Here is a 16,692-nt window from a genome sequence, read left to right on the forward strand (position 1 = left end):
AGGGTCAGGAGTAGCGGAGAGCACCCCAGCCGCATCCTGAAGGAGACCCTGTGCCCGATCCGACCTCGCTCGACCTCGTCTCGGGTGCGCCCGCGGCCCGACAGGTGCTGCAGGACCCGTTCTGGGCGACGGTGCTGCGACGCCATGACGACGTCGACCTCGTGGTGCTCCCGCCCGAGGCGCCCGACCGCACCGAGGTCCCGGCCGGCGAGCCGACCGTCGAGCCCGACGCGGCGCGTCAGGAGCTGCGGGCCCGGATGGCCGGGCTCTGGGCGGCCCTCGGCCTCGACGTCGAGCCGACCCGCCTCGACGACGTGTGGTTCGCCGGGTCCGCGCCCGGCACCCTCCGGTGGCAGGGCACCGCGACCTTCGACGACCTCGATCCGGTCGTCGCGTCCGGCGCCCTCCAGCGGGCGCAGGAGCTGCTCGACGAGGCCGACGGGTGGCGCGTGCTGGCTCCGCCCGACGGCGTACCCCGTGTCCTGGCCGGACGCCCCGGGACGATCGGCCGTGAGGACGTGCAGGTCCTGGCCCCGGCCGCCGGCCGGGTGGTGCTGAGGATCCGCTCCGCTCTCGTCGTCGTCGGCGAGGCCGCCGCGGCCGAGGCGATCGGCGGGGGCGCGCGATGAGCGACCCGCTGGTCTGGCAGATGGAGACCCTCCGCCGCGGCACCCAGGGGTGGGAGTCGCAGGAGACGCTGATGGAGAGCTCGGCGCGCGAGCTCGGCGCCGCCTCCGCCTCGTCGCTGCCGCCGAGCGTGCAGGGCGCGGCGACGACGTTCCTGACGCGGTGGGCCGGCTACGCCGGGGAGAGCGCCGCCATCGCGCAGGGCTTCGTGGGGGCGCTGCACGCGACCGCCGACGACTACTCGACCACCGACGATGCCACCGACCGGCAGTTCAGCGACCTCGACGGACGACTGGGGTCGGCCCGATGACGGTCACGATCGAGATCCCGGCGTCGGTCCCGGCGCAGATCAAGAAGCCCGAGGGCGACGCGGGCGGGGCCGACGGGCTCGCCACGACCGTCTACGCCGCGGCCGGGCGCTACGAGGAGTTCGCCGACCGCTGCCGCGAGCTGCAGGAGCTCGGCAGCTGGGCCGGCATCGCCTACCAGTCCTACAAGAAGGCCTCCGGTGAGGCGTCGACCGAGCACTCAGCGATGGCCACGACCGTACGCCGCGTCGGGCGGGGCGTGACCGCCTTCGCCGACACCCTGCGCGACCTGCTGCGCGACCACGAGGACCTCGTCGAGCGCAAGCGCGGCCTCGACGACCGGCGCACCGCACTTGTCGCCGACATCAACGCCGCCACCGAGGCCACCGACAACGAGATCGCCGCCTTCCGCGAGCGGGCGGTCGAGCTGCGCATCGACTACTCCGAGCTGGTCACCGCAGACGACGACCTGCAGCGACGCGTCCGTGACAACGAGACGCTGCTGCGCCAGGTCTTCCAGGCCGCCGACACCCTGCCGGAGTCCTTGTCGTCCGACGGCGGCATCCCGCCGATGGCGGAGTCGGCGATGAACCGTCCCGGCGCGCCCGGCAGCGGCGCGACGCCCGAGGAGGTGCAGCGCTGGTGGGAGAACCTCACCGAGGCCGAGCGCGAGGCCGTGATCGCGGCCTACCCCGAGCGGATCGGCCAGGGTGACGGGCTGCCGGCAGGCGCGCGCGACCAGGCCAACCGGGTGCTGCTCGACGACGACCTCGCGCGGCTCGCCGCCAAGGACGAGGACGGCACCATCTCCCCGCTCGAGCGCAAGGTGTTCGCCAACGCCGGGCAGGCACGCGACGCCCTCGCCAACGCCGACGCCTACACCGACCCGCTCGACCCCGACCTGAAGCCCGGCGGCGTGCTGTGGCTCTACGACCCCGCTGACTACGAGGGCGACGGCCGCGTCGCCGTCGCGGTCGGCGACCTCGACCACGCGACCGACGTCGCGGTCTTCACGCCGGGCATCAACACCGACATGGGCGACACCACCTACTACACCGACCGGATGATGAACCTCTACGAGTCGACGCGCTACAACGGCGACGGCTCCAGCGTCGCCACCATGTTCTGGCTCGGCTACGACGCACCTCACGGACCGACCGACCTCGCGACGGCCAGCGAGGGACGCGCCGAGGAGGGCGGTCGCAACCTCGCCGATGCCATCGACGGACTGCGTGCCTCCCGGCCCGACGACCCCGCCCACCTGACCGCCGTCGGCCACAGCTACGGCTCGACCACGACGTCGTACGCCACCCACGGGGACACGTCCGACGTCGACGAGGTGGTCCTCATCGGCAGCCCCGGCGCGGGTCCGGCCGACCACGCCAGCGACCTCGGGCCCGGCGCCGACCACGTCTACGTCGGTCGCGACAGCCGCGACTTCGTGGCCGTGCTGGGCGACGAGGGGTGGGTCGGCAAGTTCGGCATCGGGTTGGGCACCGACCCGTCGTCGGAGGACTTCGACGCCAACCGCTTCGAGGCCGAGGACGTCGACCGCAGCTGGCACCGCAACACCGGCGACGCGCACAGCTCCTACCTCGACCAGGACACCGAGTCGCTCTACAACATCGGCCGCATCGTCGACGGCCACGGCGACGACATCAACGCCGCGGAGCAGAGCTACGACCCGTGGTGGGGCCCGCCCCAGGACCCCGAGTGGGACCGCGACCCCACCGCCAACCAGCCCGGTCGTTCCGACACGAGCCCCGACCGGTGAGGATGGAGCGCATGAGACTCCTCCCGCTCCGGCTCCTCCTGGCCCTCGCGCTCGCCGTGGGGCTGGGGTCGTGCGGCGACCCCGACCCCGAGCAGGCTGCCGACGACCTGGCGTCGATGAAGCAGGCGGTCAACGCCGAGCTCCGCGACATGGCCGCCGCGATCACCGGCACCGGGCTCGCCGTCGAGCGCGCGCAGGGCCGGGTCGAGAGCGAGGGCATGTCGACCTACCGCGCCGAGGACTACAAGGCGTCGGCGGTCGTCGTCGGCGAGGGCGCCGAGGGCGAGCAGGTCGACCAGGCGGCGACGGCGCTCGAGGAGGCCGGGTGGTCGCGGACGTCCGACGGCCTCGACGCCTCCGAGCCGTGGGCCCAGCTCGAGCGCGACGACTTCCGCACCACCATCGGCTGGACCAAGGTCGGCGAGCGCGAGCTCGTGCTCACCCTCGACCAGGAGGGCGAGGTCGAGGTGCCCAAGGACTCCGAGCCGGTCGAGCGGGACAACTCCGAGGACATCCCCCTCGACTGACGGTCGTTCAGGCGAGGTCGGTGGCGACCATGCGCCGCACGATCTCGGCGAAGTCCACCGTGGGCGCCCAGCCCAGCTCATCGCGGGCGCGGCTCGCGTCGCCGACCAGCTCGGTCGGGTCGGCCGGCCGGAAGAACGCCGCGTCCTGCCGCACGAGGTGCTCCCAGTCGTCGACGCCGGCGGCGGCGAAGGCGGCGGCCACGAAGTCGCGCACCGAGTGGGCGGTGCCGGTCGCGATGACGTAGTCGCCCGGCTCGTCCGCGCGGGCGGCGCGCACCATCGCGTCGACGTAGTCGGGGGCCCACCCCCAGTCGCGGCGGACGTCGATGTTGCCGAGGACCAGCTCGTCGGCCTCGCCGCGGGCGATGGCGGCGACCGTCGAGGTGATCTTGCGGGTCACGAAGCGCGGGTGCCGGCGCGGCGACTCGTGGTTGTAGAGGATCGCGCTCGACACGTGCAGGTCGCGCTGGCGGAAGACGCGGGCGGACAGGTGGGCGAAGGCCTTCGCGGCGCCGTACGGGTTGACCGGCGCGATCGGGGTGTCCTCGTCCTGGGGCGAGGTGCTCGCCTCGCCGAAGATCTCCGCGCTCGAGGCCTGCACGAGACGTACGCCGTCGACGTGGCGCGCCGACTCCATCAGGGCCACCGCTGCCAGGCCGTTGACGTGCGCGGTGCGGTCGGGCTCGTCCCACGACTGGGCGACCGAGCTGATCGCGGCGAGGTTGTAGACCTCGCGCGGCGCGATCTCGCGTACGAGCCCTCGGGTCGCCTCGACGTCGCCGAGGTCACCGGCGTGGAGCACGACCTGCTCCGGGCAGTGGGCCGGGTGGCCGTCGGCCTCGAGGACGAGCGCGTGCACCTCCATGCCCTCGGCCACCAGCCGCTCGGCGAGGTAGGTGCCGTCCTGGCCGCCGATGCCGGTGATGAACGCGGCTGCGGTCACCAGCCCGCCTTGGCTGCCGCGATGTCGGCGTCGACCATCATCGCCACCAGCTCGGCGAAGGAGACCGTGGGCGTCCAGCCGAGCTTGTCCTTCGCCTTGCTCGCGTCGCCGATGAGGAGCTCGACCTCGGCGGGGCGCATGAAGCGCGGGTCCTGGGTGACGTGCTTGGCCCAGTCGTCGACACCGACGTGGGCGAACGCGAGGTCGAGGAAGTCGCGGATCGACCAGGTCTCACCGGTGGAGATGACGTAGTCGTCGGCCTCGTCCTGCTGCAGCATCCGCCACATCGCCTCGACGTAGTCGCCGGCGTAACCCCAGTCGCGTCGGGCGTCGAGGTTGCCCAGTGCCATGGAGTCCTGCTGGCCGAGGTGGATGCGGGCGACCGCCTGGCTGATCTTGCGGGTGACGAACTCCGGCCCGCGACGCGGCGACTCGTGGTTGAACAGGATGCCGGAGGAGGCGTGCATGCCGTAGGACTCGCGGTAGTTGATGGTCATGTAGTGGCCGTAGACCTTGCTCACGCCGTAGGGCGAGCGGGGCCACAGCAGGGTGCTCTCCGACTGGGGGACCTCCTGCACCTTGCCGAACATCTCCGAGCTCGAGGCCTGGTAGAACCGGATGGACGACGGGTCGTCGCCGGCGTGGAGGCGTACGGACTCGAGCATGTTGAGCACGCCCATGCCGGTGACGTCGCTGGTCACGAAGGCGTTCTCCCAGGAGTAGGCGACGAAGGAGATCGCTCCGAGGTTGTAGACCTCGTCGGGCTGCGAGTCGCGCATCGCCCGCATCAGGCTGGACAGATCGGTGAGGTCACCGTTGTGCAGCGTGACGTCCGGGACGAGGTCCTCGACGAGCGCTCGGCGGGGGTTGTTCTGGCCGCGGATCAGTCCGTGGACGTCGTATCCCTTCTCGAGCAGGAGCTCGGCGAGGTAGAGACCGTCCTGGCCGGTGATTCCGGTGATGAGTGCGCTGGGCATGCGAGGCATTCTGTCAGGGCGCCTCATCGTTAGGGTGGCCGCATGAAGATCCTCGTGAGCGGCGGTGCCGGCTACATCGGCTCGCACACCGTCGTCCAGCTCGTCGCCGCCGGTTTTGACGTCGTCATCGTCGACAACTTCAGCAACTCGCACCCGACGGTGACGGGGCGGCTCGAAGCGCTGACCGGGACGCGGATCCCGCTGCACTCCTTCGACCTCACCGACCACGACAAGACCGAGCACCTCTTCGCGACCGAGCACTTCGACGGCGTGATCCACTTCGCCGGGCACAAGGCGGTCGGGGAGAGCGTCGAGAAGCCGCTGGAGTACTACGAGAACAACCTGGTCTCCACCTTCGCGCTGGTGCGCGCGATGCAGCGCTACGACGTCGACAAGCTCGTCTTCTCCTCCAGCGCGACGGTCTACGGCGAGGACCAGGCCGCTGCGACCGAGGACCGCCGCACCTACGCCACCAACCCCTACGGCTGGACCAAGGTCATGCAGGAGCAGATCCTGCGCGACGTCGCGATCGCTCGTCCCCGGATGCGGTTCGGGCTGCTGCGCTACTTCAACCCGGTCGGCGCGCACCCCTCCGGCACGATCGGCGAGGACCCGTCGGGCATCCCCAACAACCTCGTGCCCTACATCGCCCAGGTGGCGGTCGGCAAGCGCGAGAAGCTCATGGTCTTCGGCGGCGACTACGACACGGTCGACGGCACCGGCGTGCGCGACTACATCCACGTCGAGGACCTCGCCGCCGGTCACATCGCTGCGCTGAAGGCGCTTGCCGACACCGACGAGGCGGTCCACACCTGGAACCTCGGCTCCGGTCACGGCACCAGCGTGCTCGAGATGGTGCGGGCGTTCGAGAAGGCCGTCGGCCGCGAGATCCCCTACGAGATCGTCGACCGCCGCGCCGGCGACGTCGCGACGTCGTACGCCGACCCCTCCAAGGCCAACCGCGAGCTCGGCTGGAGCACCGTCAAGACGGTCGACGACATGGCCGCCGACACGTGGCGCTGGCAGTCGCAGAACCCCCGGGGCTTCGCCGGCTGATGCCTCGCCGGGCCGCGGTCGTCCTCCTCCTGCTGCTCCCTCTGCTCGGAGTATCTGAGGACCTGGCGGTCGCCGGAACGCCGGATCCGCGTCCTCAGGTATCGGCCGAACCCCTCGCCGGCCGGGTGGTCGTCATCGACCCCGGCCACCAGCTCGGCAACCACAACTTCCCGCGCCGCATCAACCGACCGGTGCCTGCCGGCGGCTTCACCAAGCCGTGCAACACCACCGGCACGGCGACCGACGGCGGCTACCCGGAGGCCACCCTTGCCTGGCAGGTGTCGCGACTCGTCGCCGCGCGGCTGCGCGAGCTGGGGGCGACGGTGCACCTGACCCGGCAGAGCAACCGCCAGGACCGCTGGGGTCCGTGCGTCGACGAGCGTGGCCGGGCCGGGAACGCCACCTCGTCCCGTCCCGGTGCGGACCTCAAGCTGTCGGTCCACGCCGACGGGTCGTACGCCGCCGGCGCGCGCGGCTTCCACGTCATCGCCCCACCCGACCGGGCGCCGTGGACCGCCGACATCCACCGGCCGTCGATGCGGCTGGCGAGCTCGGTGAAGGCGGGCCTGCAGTCCCGGCGCTTCGGCGTCGCGACCTACACCGCTGGCGGGGACGGGATCGACGTACGCTCCGACCTCGCCACCCTCAACCTCTCCGACGTCCCCACCGTGATGGTCGAGCTCGGCAACATGCGCCGCGCGTCCGAGGCGCGGGTGATGACCTCGCCCGCAGGCCGCGCGCGTTACGCCCACGGCCTGGTCTCCGGGGTCCGCCGCTTCCTGAGCTGAGCACCATGCAGGCAGTTCGACCGCGGATGCGGTCGGCTGAGCGTGGCCGGGACCAGCGCCGGCTCGAACTGCATGCATGGTGCCTGTGGATTGGCGGAGCGGCCGACAGCTGACCGGTGCCAGTGTCGGACCATGGACCCGGCGGTGGCGCTCCGAGAGCTCGGTGGCGTGGGCACGCTGCGCGAGCTGCTGGCGTACACGAACCGGTCGCAGCTCTCCGCCGCGCTCGCCGCCGGCCGGATCCACAAACCGCGCCACAACAGGTACTGCCTCGCCGACCTCGACGGCTCGATGCGCGCAGTGGCCCGGACCGGAGGAACCGCTTCACACCTCAGCGCCGCGCTGGAGTTCGGGTGGAAGCTCAAGCACGACCCGGTGCGGCCCTGCATCACGCTGCCGCGCAGTGCCCGCAAGCCGGAGGGCGCGTACGAGCTGCACTGGGCCGATCTGTCCGAGCGCGAGCTGCGACGCGACGTCACCTCCCGGACGCGCACGGTCATCGACTGCGCGCGGGCGTACGACTTCGACGTGGCGCTGTGTGTGGCCGACTCGGCCTTGCGTGAGGGCATCCTCGACGCCGACGACCTCGTCATCGCCGCTGCGCGTAGCCCACGCACGGGCCGAGCCAAGGCACTGAGGGTCGCCCGGGCTGCCTCCCCGTTGCGGGCCAACCCGTTCGAGACCTGCCTCCACGTGATCGCGATGTCGGTGCCGGGCCTCGACGTCGTTCCCCAGGGCGAGGTCCCTGGCGTGGGTCGCGTGGACCTGCTCGACCGGGCCTTGGGGATGGTGATCGAGGCGGAGTCGCTGGAGCACCACTGGACCAAGGCGGGCCTCCAGCGAGACGTCGACCGCTACACGAAGGCCGCTCGGCTCGGACTGGTGGTGCTCCGGTTCTCCTGGATGGACGTCATGTTCCGACCCGACGACGTGCGTGCGGCCATCGAGGACGTCGTCCGCTGGCGCACCATGCAGGCAGTTGGGCGCCACGGACTGGTCGCCTGAGCGTGCGACACCGGGGCAGCGCCACGAACTGCCTTCATGGTGCCGGTCAGCGGACCTCGAGCTCCGCCATGGCGCGGAGGACGACGCGGAGGTGCGCGACCTCGTGGATCCGGAGCAGGTGGGAGCCACCGAGCGCGGCGAGGACGCCGTAGAAGCCCTCGGCCTTGCGGAACTCGTCGCCGAAGATGTCGTAGGTGTGGGGGAGCACGTTGCAGACGGGTACGCCGAGGGGGCGCAGCTGGAAGGTCTGGGCGAGCACGCGGGACTGGTGGCGGGCGCGGGTCATCGGGTCGACGAGGTTGCCGTAGTAGAAGCCCATGCCGGGGTCGACGACGACCTTGTGCACGCCGAGGGATCGGGCGTGCTCGAGCCGGGGACCGAAGTGGTCGAGCAGCACCGGCATCGGGTCGGCGTCGGGCGGCACGTCGGCGATCTCGCGGACGTTGGCGGTGGTGCCGAAGCACATGACGACTGCGGCGTCGTACTCCGCAGCGAGGGCGAGCATGTCGTCCTCGTGCTGGCGGCCGGTCATGTTGAGCACGCGGGCACCGGCGTCGAGGCAGGCGCGGACCACCTCCGGCTCGTAGGTCTCGACCGACACGATGGCCTCGGCGGCGAGCTGCTTCACGGCGGGCACGAGGGTGGCGATCTGGTCGGCAGCCGACACGCGCGCCGCCCGGGCGTTGCTCGACTCGGCGCCGAGGTCGATCAGCGCGGCACCCTGCGCGGCCTGGACGCGGCCCATGCGCACGGCGTCGGCGGGGCCGGTGGCCACGCTCTCGCGGTAGGTCGAGTCGCGCGAGAGGTTGATGCAGCCCATGAGCGTCACCGCCCCGTCGCCGATCGACACCGGACCCAGGGGTCCGTCGAGGACGACCGGGGTGACGGGGCTGTCCCACGACGCGCCGTGCTGGGCGTGCAGGGCCGCCAGATCCGCAAGGGTGATCACGCCTTCCAGCGTAGGCGGCAGGATGAAGGTCGTGAGCGACCCCCTCGAGCTGCAGCACCTCGCCGACCTGTCCGACGACGAGCTCGCGGCCGCCTACACGCCGGAGCGCGAGCCGTGGCTGCGGGTCAACTTCGTCAGCACCGTCGACGGGGCAGCCACGGGGTCGGACGGGCTGAGCGGCACGATCAACAACGACGCCGACAAGCGGGTCTTCGACACCCTCCGCCGGCGGGCGCACTGCCTGGTGGTCGGGGCGGGCACGATCCGCGAGGAGGAGTACGACGTCCCGCGGGTGCCGATCGTCGTGGTGAGCCGGTCCGCCGACGTACCGCCGACGTTGGCCGAGGCGCCGCCCGGGCGGGTGCTGATGGCGACGGTCGCGACCTCGGACGGTCTCGCGGAGGCGCGCGACAGGCTGGGCGAGGACAACGTGCTGGTCCTCGGCGAGGAGCAGATCGACCTCGCCGCGCTCAAGGCCGCGCTGGCCGAACGCGGCTGGACCGAGCAGCTGTGCGAGGGCGGGCCGTCGCTCTTCGCCGACATGCTCGCGGCGGGCGTCGTCGATGAGCTGTGTTGGACCCTCGTGCCGAGGCTGACCGGCGGCGACGCCGTACGCATCGCCACGGGCGCCGATGTTGACGTCGCGCTGCGTCCCGCCCTGCTGCTCGAGCAGGACGGGACGTTGCTGGGGCGCTGGCTGGTGGAGTGAGGCTCAGCCCAGCGCGTCGAGCAGGGCCTTCGAGAAGGCCGGGATGTCGTCGGGGTTGCGGCTGGTGATGAGGTTGCCGTCGACGACGACCTCCTCGTCCACCCACTCGCCGCCACCGTTGCGGATGTCGGTCTGCAGGCTCGGCCAGCTGGCCAGGCGCTTGCCCTTCACGCGGTCGGCCTCGACGAGGGTCCAGGATGCGTGGCAGATGGCGGCGACGGGCTTGCCGGAGTCGACGAAGTCGCGGATGAACGCGACCGCCTCCACGTCCGTGCGAAGGGCGTCGGGGTTGGCGACGCCACCCGGCAGGACGAGGGCGTCGTAGTCGGCGACGGCGACGTCGGACACCCGCCGGTCGACCCGCTGGGTGCTGGACTTGTCGAGGTGCTCGAACAGCTGCACCTCGCCCTCGTCGATGGAGAGCAGCTCCGCGGTGTGGCCGGCGTCGACGGCTGCCTGCCAGGGCTTGGTGAGCTCGACCTCCTCGACGCCTTCGGATGCGGTCAGGAATGCGATGCGCTTGGACATGCGTTCCACCGTCGCTCGGCCTCGGGAGGCGGACAACACACCAAGGGGTGGAGCGACCTACCCGATGACCCCGGCGTTGTCCTTCGCGAGCGAGCGCGAGATGACCATCCGCTGGATCTGGTTGGTGCCCTCGAAGATCTGCATGACCTTGGCCTCGCGCATGTAGCGCTCGACCGGGAAGTCGCGGGTGTAGCCGTAGCCGCCGAGCACCTGGACGGCGTCGGTGGTGACCTTCATGGCGTTGTCGGTGGCGACCAGCTTGGCGACCGACGCCTCCCGCGAGAAGGGCAGCCCGGCGTCGCGCAGCCGTGCGGCGTGGAGCATCGTGGCGCGGGCCGAGACGATGGCGGCCTCCATGTCGGCGAGCACGAAGGCCAGGCCCTGGTGGTCGATGATGCGGGTGCCGAAGGTCTCGCGCTCGCGGGCATAGGCGACGGCGGAGTCGAGGGCGCCCTGGGCGAGGCCCACCGCGACGGCGGCGATGCCGAGGCGGCCGGAGTCGAGCCCGGCCAGCGCGATGCGCAGCCCCTCGCCCTCCGCGCCGAGCCGGCGGGAGGCGTCGACGCGCACGTTGTCGAAGCGCATCGTGGCGGTGGCCGAGCCGGTGAGGCCCATCTTGCGCTCCGGCGGGTCGGCGCTGAGGCCCTCGGCGGAGGCCGGGACGAGGAAGCAGGAGATCCCGTTGCGGTCGTCGGACGTGCGGGCCATGACCTTGTAGAAGTCGGCGTGGCCGCCGTGCGTCGTCCAGGCCTTGGCGCCGTTGAGGACGTAGGAGTCGCCGTCGCGGCGGGCCGTCGTACGCATCGCGGCGGGGTCGGAGCCGGCGTGCGCCTCGGAGAGGCAGTAGGCGCCGAGCAGGTCGCCGCTCAGCATGCCGGGCAGCCACTCGGCGCGCTGCTCGTCGGTGCCGTAGTAGGCCAGGCCGAAGCAGGAGAGCGCGTGCACCGACACCCCGACGCCGACCGAGGACCACACGGCGCCGATCTCCTCGAGGACCTGGAGGTAGACCTCGTAGGGCTGGTCGCCGCCGCCGTGCTCCTCGGGGTAGGGCAGCGACAGCAGGCCGGCCTGGCCGAGCATCCGGAAGACGTCGCGCGGGAAGGTCTCGGTGGCCTCCGCCTCCGCCGACCGCGGCGCGAGCTCCTTGGTCGCGATCTCGCGGGTGAGGGCGAGCAGGTCGCGGGACTCGTCGGTGGGCAGCTGGCGGCGAGCGGTCATGTCGCGCACGTTACCCGCGACGGGTCGAGACCGACCGATCGGTCAGGTGCGCGGGTGGGCCCACCGGTAGAGGGCGATGAGCCCGGGCAGGAACAGCAGGAGCAGGACCACGCCGAAGACCGACTCACCGGAGAGCGTGAGCAGGGCGCCGACGAGGATGAAGGGAGCGGTGACGAGCCCGACCAACCAGAAGAGCAGCCGCGGCACGACGCTGCGCTCGGGCGGCACGTGGCCCTGCATCACGGGGCGGTACGACGTCGTGGCGGGGGGTTCCAGCCCGGCCATCACGTCCTCGAGGTCGCCGTAGGTGCGCGCGGCGAGGGCACGGGACGTGCGCTCGTCGAGCTCGGGTGAGGTGATGCGACCTTCGCTGAAGGCGGCGGACAGCCGCCGGCACACCCCGTCGCGCTCGGCGTCGGAGACGAGCAGCGAGTCGTGCTCGGCGTCGGCCCGCTCCTGGAGCAGCCGCCACCGCCGATAGGCCTCGTCGCCCGGTCCCGACGGGGCGTCGTACGGCATGCTCATGCGCCACAGGGTACGGCGCCGGCCCGGGCCGCGAGGCGGTGTTGGGCGGATCCGCGGGGAATGGCCCAGGGGCGCTCGCTGTTGTCGCACGTCGATGACGACACCGAGCCCGGCCACCGGCCGCACCGACGCCCCGGACGACTCGCGACGGGTCTCGATGCTCCTGGGCCTGCTGTTCGGCCTCGCCGGAATGGGTTCCTCGAGCGCCGCCGTGGCGCTCGCTCTCCTCGCCGAGGACCTCGGGGTGAGCGCCGGGCTGGCCGCCTGGGCGATCAGCCTCTACGTCCTGATGCTGGCGGTCACCACGGCGCTCTACGGGCGGATCTCCGACCTGGTCGGCGTCCGCGCCCCACTGCTCGCCGGGCTCGTGCTGATGTCGGTCGGCGCGCTGGTCGCGGCGCTCGCGCCGACCTTCGAGGTGCTGCTCGGAGCGCGCATGCTGCAGGGCGCGGGCGCTGCCGCCGTGCCGACGCTCGGCGTCACCATCCTGTCCGCCAAGTACTCCGGCGAGGTCCGCGGCTTCGCCTTCGGCCGCCTCGCCGGCGTCGCGGCCGCCGTCAGCTGCCTCGGCCCCCTGATCGGCGGCCTCGTCGAGGCGGTGTGGGGCTGGCGCGCCGTCATGGCGCTGCCCATCCTCGGCGCGCTCGTCGTGCCGCTGCTGTGGCGCGCGCTGCCCACGGGCGGCAGCGGGGCCCGCCTCGACGTCGTCGGCGCGATCGTGGTCGCCCTCACGGCGTCCGGCATGGTGCTGCTGGTGCAGTCACCCTCGGCGGGGCTGCTGGTCGCCGCGGTCGGCGCGAGCCTGCTCGTGCTCGGCGTGCCGGCGGTCCGTGCGAGCGTACGACGTCGCCCCGACGGCTTCCTGCCGGTCGAGGTGATCCGCAACGCGACCGTCGTGCGCAGCGCCGTCGCCGCCTCGGCGGTCCCGGCGGCCTGGTTCGCGATGCTCATCGCGCTGCCCGCGGTGCTGCTGGCCGAGGGCTGGGAGGCGTGGCAGGTCGGCCTGGCCATGGTGCCGAGCGCCGCGGTCGCGCTGCTCGTGCCGCAGGTCGCCGGTCCGATGCTGACCCGCGTCGGCCCGAGCCGGTCCCTGGCGATCGCCGGGCTGGTCGCCTCGGCGGCGCTGCTGGTCGCCACCGTGGGCGCCCTCTGGGCGAGCGCGCCCGTGCTGGTCGCCGGCATCATCCTGGTGACCTTCGCCTTCGGCCTCGGCCAGCCGGCCCTCAGCGCCGTTGTCAACGACGCCGTGCACGACGACGTACGCGGTGTGGCGATGGGTGTCTCGACGCTCCTGTTCCTGATCGGCGGAAGCGTCGGCTCGGCTGTGGTGGCCGGCATCAGCGGGCCACTGGGGATGCCCGCGGCGCTGCTCGTGCTCGCCGCGCTCCCGCTGCTCGGGCTCGTCGTGCTTGCCCCGACGCTGCGCGAGGCGCCGGTCGAGGCCTGAGCCCCAATCGCTACCAAAGAGGTATGGCGCGTGTCGGTGGGCCTACCTAGGCTGCGAGTTCCGTCTTCGAAGGAGCTCGTGTGCCGTCTCGCTCTCGCCGTCTTGCCGCTTGTCTGGCCCTGGTCGCGGGAGCAGGTGCGCTGAGCTCGATCGCTCCGGTCGCCGCCGCCCCCGACGACCAGGCATTTGCACCCCTGCGCGGCTTCGAGCCGTCCGGCGCGAAGGTCCGCGTCGAGCCCACGGACTACGCCGCCACCCGCGCCGACCTCGGTGCGCTGCAAGGCGAGCTGCCGCGCGGCTCCGAGTGGTCCGTCGTCGAGGTCCCCGACCCTGAGGGTCGGCTGCAGGCCTTCCGCGTCCAGCGCACCCAGACCATGGAGTCCGAGCTCGCTGCGGCCCACCCGGAGATCGCGACGTGGTCGGGACGCGGCGTCGATGACCCGCGCGTCTCGATCGCCCTCGACATCACGCCGATGGGCTTCCACGCCTTCGTCCGCGAGCCCGGTGCGCAGGCCGACTGGTACGTCGACCCGGCCTACAACCGCCGCGGGACCACCGCCCACCTCAGCTATCGCTCCACGGACCTTCCTGCACCGGAGAGGCGGCGCCAGGAGGGTGAGGTCACCGCGCTGCGTGACACCGTCACGCAGGCCAGGGCCGCCGACAGGGACCCGGAAGCGGGCCAGCCCGTCCAGCGCCACTTCTACCGGCTGGCGCTGACCAGCGACCCGTCCTACGCCGCCTACTTCGGCACGGACAACGTGCTGGCCGAGAAGGTCACCCTGATCAACCGGGTCAACCAGATCTACAACGCCGACCTCGGCACGGAGCTGCGGCTCGTCAACGACACCGACAAGCTCAATCTGGACACCCAGGCGGAGGCGACCGGTGCCAACGGTCCGTGCGGCGCCGCTCCCTGCTTCGACGTGGCAGCCGGGGGCCTCCCCGGCGACCTCGACTTCTGCAGCATCCTGACGCTCTCCCAGAATCGCACCGTCCTCGGCCAGTTGATCGGGGCCTCCAGCTACGACGTCGGCCACATCGCCCTCGGCAAGAACGGCGGTGGCGTCGCCTACCTCGGTGTCGTCGGCGGTGCCTACAAGGGTGGCGGCTGCACCGGCCTCCCGCAGCCCAAGGGTGACTTCTTCGCCATCGACTACGTCGCCCACGAGATCGGCCACCAGTTCGGCGGCAACCACACCTTCAACGGCGCCTCCGGCAATTGTGGGGGCAACATCTCCGAAGCGTCGGTCGAGCCGGGCTCGGGCTCCTCGGTGATGGCCTACGCCGGCATCTGCGGCGAGGACGACCTCCAGCCGCACACCGACCCCTACTTCTCCTTCCTGACGATCGACGAGGTGGAGGCCGTCCAGGCCACCCCCTACAACGTGGTCGAGGTGCAGACGGTCTCGCTGCGCGACTTCGACACCGACGGCGAGACCATCACCCTCGGCTACGAGGGCGACACCGCGACGATCACCCGTGGCGTCGACTACACCAACGCGGGCGTCGAGGCGGCCGTCGAGGCGATCACCGGGCGCGACGTCTCGATCGCGCAGTGGGGCTTCGACGAGGTCTTCAACTCCGACGACGACGGCAACCCCGTCGTCAGCCCGATCGACGACACCGGCTTCCAGGTGATCTTCAACGAGGAGCCGGTCGCCTTCACCGTCGGCGACGCCGACGACGTCGACCTGCCCTCCCTCGAGGTCACCGGGTCCGGCGACGTCACCGGCTTTGTCGGCGAGACCGAGCGGGGCGGGCCGGCCAGCACCAACGGCATCGACGACCCGGCGATCAGCGAGGTCGCTGACAACCGCGCTCCCGCGGTGACACCGCCCGAGCCGAAGACCATCCCGGTCCGCACACCGTTCGCCCTGACCGGGTCGGGCACGGACACCGACGGTGACTCGCTGACCTACCTGTGGGAACAGACCGACCGTGGCGAGGGCACGCGACTGGCGGACAACCGCAAGTTCAACGGTCCGCTGTTCCGGGTGTTCGGCGACGACGCGGTCGTCAGCCCCGCCGACTCCCTGAAGTCGCCCTCGCCGGGCATCAACCTCGCCGACGGCAGTCCGACGCGGGTCTTCCCCGACATGGCGCAGGTGCTGGCGGGCAACACCAACGCCGCCACCGGCACCTGCCCGAAGCCGCGCACGCCCGAGGGCGAGCCGTGGCCCGCCGACGAACAGCTCCCCGACAAGGCCCTCGACTGCTACTCGGAGTTCCTGCCGACCATCGACTACGTGGGTGGCTCCGACGGAGCCGGGAGCGTCCTGAACTTCCGACTGACCGCCCGGGACTTGTTCCCCAGCGGCGGCGGCGTGGCCCACGGTGACGTCGCGCTCACCGTGGACAGGAGCGCCGGGCCCTTCCTGGTCACCTCGCAGGCCGCGCGGGGGACGACCCTCGCCGGCGGGTCATCGGCGCCGGTGACGTGGGAGGTCAACGGCTCGCGGCGGCTCGCCCCGTCGGTCAGGATCTCGCTGTCGACTGACGGCGGCACGACGTTCGGCACCGTGCTGGCGGCGTCCACGCCCAACGACGGGTCGGAGACCCTCGCCATGCCCAACGTCACCGCGGGCGACGTACGCATCAAGATCGAGGCGGTCGACAACTACTTCTTCGCCGTCAATGACGCGTCGTTCGCCCTGGCGGCCTCGCCGACGACGCCGCCCTCGTCCGCCCCCGAGACGACGATCACGTCCGGACCCGCGAACGACTCGATCGTGCTGGAGCGGCGCCAGAAGTTCACCTACTCCTCGAGCGTCACCCCTGCGACCTTCAGGTGCACGGTCGACGAGGAGATGCTGCCGTGCGACGCCTTCGGCGTGACCAGCCGCTTCCGGGCGGGCACGCACACGTTCGGCGTCGCCGCGGTCAACGCCGCCGGTGTCGCCGACCCGACGCCCGCGACCGTGTCGTTCACGGTGCCGCGCGACGAGAGCACCTTCGCGAGGAAGGGCACCTGGAACCGTACGAAGGACAAGCGGGCCCTGTACGGCGACTACGTCACCTCGCGGCGCAAGGGCTCCGAGCTCGTCACCCGCGTGCCGACCACCGAGCGCATCGTGCTCGTCATCGGCAAGGTGAAGAACGGCGGCACGGCGCGCGTGTTCCTCGGCAAGCGCAAGCTGGGAGTCGTGAAGTTCGCGGGCAAGCAGAAGTTCAGCCAGCTCCGCACCTTCGAGCTGCCCCGGGCCCGCAAGGGCAAGCTGCGCGTCGTCGTGGCGAAGAACAAGCCGGTCCGGATCGAGGGTGTCGCGGTCGTGACCACCAAGAAGACCGGCTGACGCAGGAGGACGCCG

At 71.9% G+C, this 16,692-nt stretch carries 16 protein-coding genes; 10 read left to right on the forward strand and 6 right to left on the reverse strand.

Going from position 1 to position 16,692, the window contains the following annotated elements; all coding sequences use genetic code 11:
• Positions 1 to 50: 50 nt before the first annotated feature.
• From JOD65_RS05955 to JOD65_RS05970, 4 genes are read left to right on the forward strand one after another with little or no spacing between them, the layout of a single operon-like run.
• Positions 51 to 629: a hypothetical protein gene (locus tag JOD65_RS05955; protein ID WP_191193296.1), complete on the forward strand. Its 579-nt coding sequence runs from the start codon at positions 51 to 53 to the stop codon at positions 627 to 629.
• Positions 626 to 937, forward strand: a complete 312-nt coding sequence (locus tag JOD65_RS05960) for a hypothetical protein (RefSeq protein ID WP_191193295.1) — start codon at positions 626 to 628, stop codon at positions 935 to 937. Before JOD65_RS05955 ends, JOD65_RS05960 begins: the two co-directional genes overlap by 4 nt.
• On the forward strand, positions 934 to 2,709 hold the full coding sequence (locus JOD65_RS23650; protein WP_191193294.1) for an alpha/beta hydrolase: 1,776 nt from the start codon (positions 934 to 936) through the stop codon (positions 2,707 to 2,709). Before JOD65_RS05960 ends, JOD65_RS23650 begins: the two co-directional genes overlap by 4 nt.
• Positions 2,710 to 2,720: 11 nt before the next feature.
• A complete protein-coding gene (locus tag JOD65_RS05970) occupies positions 2,721 to 3,236 on the forward strand; it encodes a hypothetical protein (protein ID WP_191193293.1) in 516 nt (171 codons plus the stop codon).
• Between the two features lie 7 nt (positions 3,237 to 3,243).
• Here JOD65_RS05970 and JOD65_RS05975 read toward each other — a convergent pair whose 3' ends face one another.
• Positions 3,244 to 4,179 (reverse strand): GDP-mannose 4,6-dehydratase, encoded by a 936-nt coding sequence (locus tag JOD65_RS05975; protein ID WP_307820962.1) that lies wholly within the window; start codon positions 4,177 to 4,179, stop codon positions 3,244 to 3,246.
• Positions 4,176 to 5,156, reverse strand: a complete 981-nt coding sequence (gene gmd / locus JOD65_RS05980; protein ID WP_191193292.1) for a GDP-mannose 4,6-dehydratase — start codon at positions 5,154 to 5,156, stop codon at positions 4,176 to 4,178. The genes JOD65_RS05975 and gmd overlap by 4 nt, the downstream gene beginning before the upstream one ends.
• Positions 5,157 to 5,198: 42 nt before the next feature.
• On the opposite strand from gmd, the gene galE reads away from it, so the two are divergent.
• The 3 genes from galE (at position 5,199) to JOD65_RS05995 (ending at position 8,005) form a co-directional block, all read left to right on the forward strand.
• Positions 5,199 to 6,212 carry a UDP-glucose 4-epimerase GalE gene (gene galE, locus JOD65_RS05985; RefSeq protein ID WP_191193291.1) on the forward strand — a complete coding sequence of 338 codons (1,014 nt, stop codon included), beginning with the start codon at positions 5,199 to 5,201 and terminating at the stop codon, positions 6,210 to 6,212.
• Positions 6,212 to 7,000, forward strand: coding sequence for an N-acetylmuramoyl-L-alanine amidase family protein (locus tag JOD65_RS05990; protein ID WP_191193290.1), 789 nt, complete (start codon positions 6,212 to 6,214; stop codon positions 6,998 to 7,000). Before galE ends, JOD65_RS05990 begins: the two co-directional genes overlap by 1 nt.
• A gap of 132 nt (positions 7,001 to 7,132) precedes the next feature.
• A complete protein-coding gene (locus JOD65_RS05995) occupies positions 7,133 to 8,005 on the forward strand; it encodes a PDDEXK family nuclease (RefSeq protein ID WP_191193289.1) in 873 nt (290 codons plus the stop codon).
• A 46-nt stretch (positions 8,006 to 8,051) separates the two neighbouring features.
• Here the strand turns inward: JOD65_RS05995 and JOD65_RS06000 are convergent, their stop codons facing one another.
• Entirely contained in the window at positions 8,052 to 8,954 is a 903-nt protein-coding gene (locus tag JOD65_RS06000; protein ID WP_191193288.1) for a dihydropteroate synthase, read from the reverse strand.
• A gap of 31 nt (positions 8,955 to 8,985) precedes the next feature.
• Between JOD65_RS06000 and JOD65_RS06005 the strand changes: the two genes are divergently transcribed.
• A complete protein-coding gene (locus JOD65_RS06005) occupies positions 8,986 to 9,663 on the forward strand; it encodes a dihydrofolate reductase family protein (RefSeq protein WP_307820964.1) in 678 nt (225 codons plus the stop codon).
• Between the two features lie 3 nt (positions 9,664 to 9,666).
• Here the strand turns inward: JOD65_RS06005 and JOD65_RS06010 are convergent, their stop codons facing one another.
• From JOD65_RS06010 to JOD65_RS06020, 3 genes are read right to left on the reverse strand one after another with little or no spacing between them, the layout of a single operon-like run.
• Complete coding sequence (locus JOD65_RS06010; protein ID WP_191193286.1) at positions 9,667 to 10,191, reverse strand: type 1 glutamine amidotransferase domain-containing protein; 525 nt, start codon at positions 10,189 to 10,191, stop codon at positions 9,667 to 9,669.
• A gap of 57 nt (positions 10,192 to 10,248) precedes the next feature.
• On the reverse strand, positions 10,249 to 11,409 hold the full coding sequence (locus JOD65_RS06015) for an acyl-CoA dehydrogenase family protein (protein ID WP_191193285.1): 1,161 nt from the start codon (positions 11,407 to 11,409) through the stop codon (positions 10,249 to 10,251).
• A gap of 42 nt (positions 11,410 to 11,451) precedes the next feature.
• Positions 11,452 to 11,934: a DUF1707 SHOCT-like domain-containing protein gene (locus JOD65_RS06020; RefSeq protein WP_191193284.1), complete on the reverse strand. Its 483-nt coding sequence runs from the start codon at positions 11,932 to 11,934 to the stop codon at positions 11,452 to 11,454.
• A 94-nt stretch (positions 11,935 to 12,028) separates the two neighbouring features.
• Between JOD65_RS06020 and JOD65_RS06025 the strand changes: the two genes are divergently transcribed.
• On the forward strand, positions 12,029 to 13,381 hold the full coding sequence (locus tag JOD65_RS06025; RefSeq protein WP_191193283.1) for an MFS transporter: 1,353 nt from the start codon (positions 12,029 to 12,031) through the stop codon (positions 13,379 to 13,381).
• Between the two features lie 80 nt (positions 13,382 to 13,461).
• Positions 13,462 to 16,677 (forward strand): reprolysin-like metallopeptidase, encoded by a 3,216-nt coding sequence (locus JOD65_RS06030; RefSeq protein ID WP_307820965.1) that lies wholly within the window; start codon positions 13,462 to 13,464, stop codon positions 16,675 to 16,677.
• Positions 16,678 to 16,692: the final 15 nt, after the last annotated feature.

The sequence above is a fragment of the Nocardioides cavernae genome (assembly GCF_016907475.1).
Taxonomy (GTDB): domain Bacteria; phylum Actinomycetota; class Actinomycetes; order Propionibacteriales; family Nocardioidaceae; genus Nocardioides; species Nocardioides cavernae.

What these genes read in the sequence shown, in the direction of transcription:
- JOD65_RS06010 (WP_191193286.1), bottom strand. Translation starts at nt 10,191, where the DNA reads ATGTCCAAGCGCATCGCATTCCTGACCGCATCCGAAGGCGTCGAGGAG.
- gmd (WP_191193292.1), bottom strand. Translation starts at nt 5,156, where the DNA reads ATGCCCAGCGCACTCATCACCGGAATCACCGGCCAGGACGGTCTCTAC.
- galE (WP_191193291.1), top strand. Translation starts at nt 5,199, where the DNA reads ATGAAGATCCTCGTGAGCGGCGGTGCCGGCTACATCGGCTCGCACACC.
- JOD65_RS05960 (WP_191193295.1), top strand. Translation starts at nt 626, where the DNA reads ATGAGCGACCCGCTGGTCTGGCAGATGGAGACCCTCCGCCGCGGCACC.
- JOD65_RS05995 (WP_191193289.1), top strand. Translation starts at nt 7,133, where the DNA reads ATGGACCCGGCGGTGGCGCTCCGAGAGCTCGGTGGCGTGGGCACGCTG.
- JOD65_RS05970 (WP_191193293.1), top strand. Translation starts at nt 2,721, where the DNA reads ATGAGACTCCTCCCGCTCCGGCTCCTCCTGGCCCTCGCGCTCGCCGTG.
- JOD65_RS06025 (WP_191193283.1), top strand. Translation starts at nt 12,029, where the DNA reads ATGACGACACCGAGCCCGGCCACCGGCCGCACCGACGCCCCGGACGAC.
- JOD65_RS05990 (WP_191193290.1), top strand. Translation starts at nt 6,212, where the DNA reads ATGCCTCGCCGGGCCGCGGTCGTCCTCCTCCTGCTGCTCCCTCTGCTC.
- JOD65_RS23650 (WP_191193294.1), top strand. Translation starts at nt 934, where the DNA reads ATGACGGTCACGATCGAGATCCCGGCGTCGGTCCCGGCGCAGATCAAG.
- JOD65_RS06015 (WP_191193285.1), bottom strand. Translation starts at nt 11,409, where the DNA reads ATGACCGCTCGCCGCCAGCTGCCCACCGACGAGTCCCGCGACCTGCTC.
- JOD65_RS06020 (WP_191193284.1), bottom strand. Translation starts at nt 11,934, where the DNA reads ATGAGCATGCCGTACGACGCCCCGTCGGGACCGGGCGACGAGGCCTAT.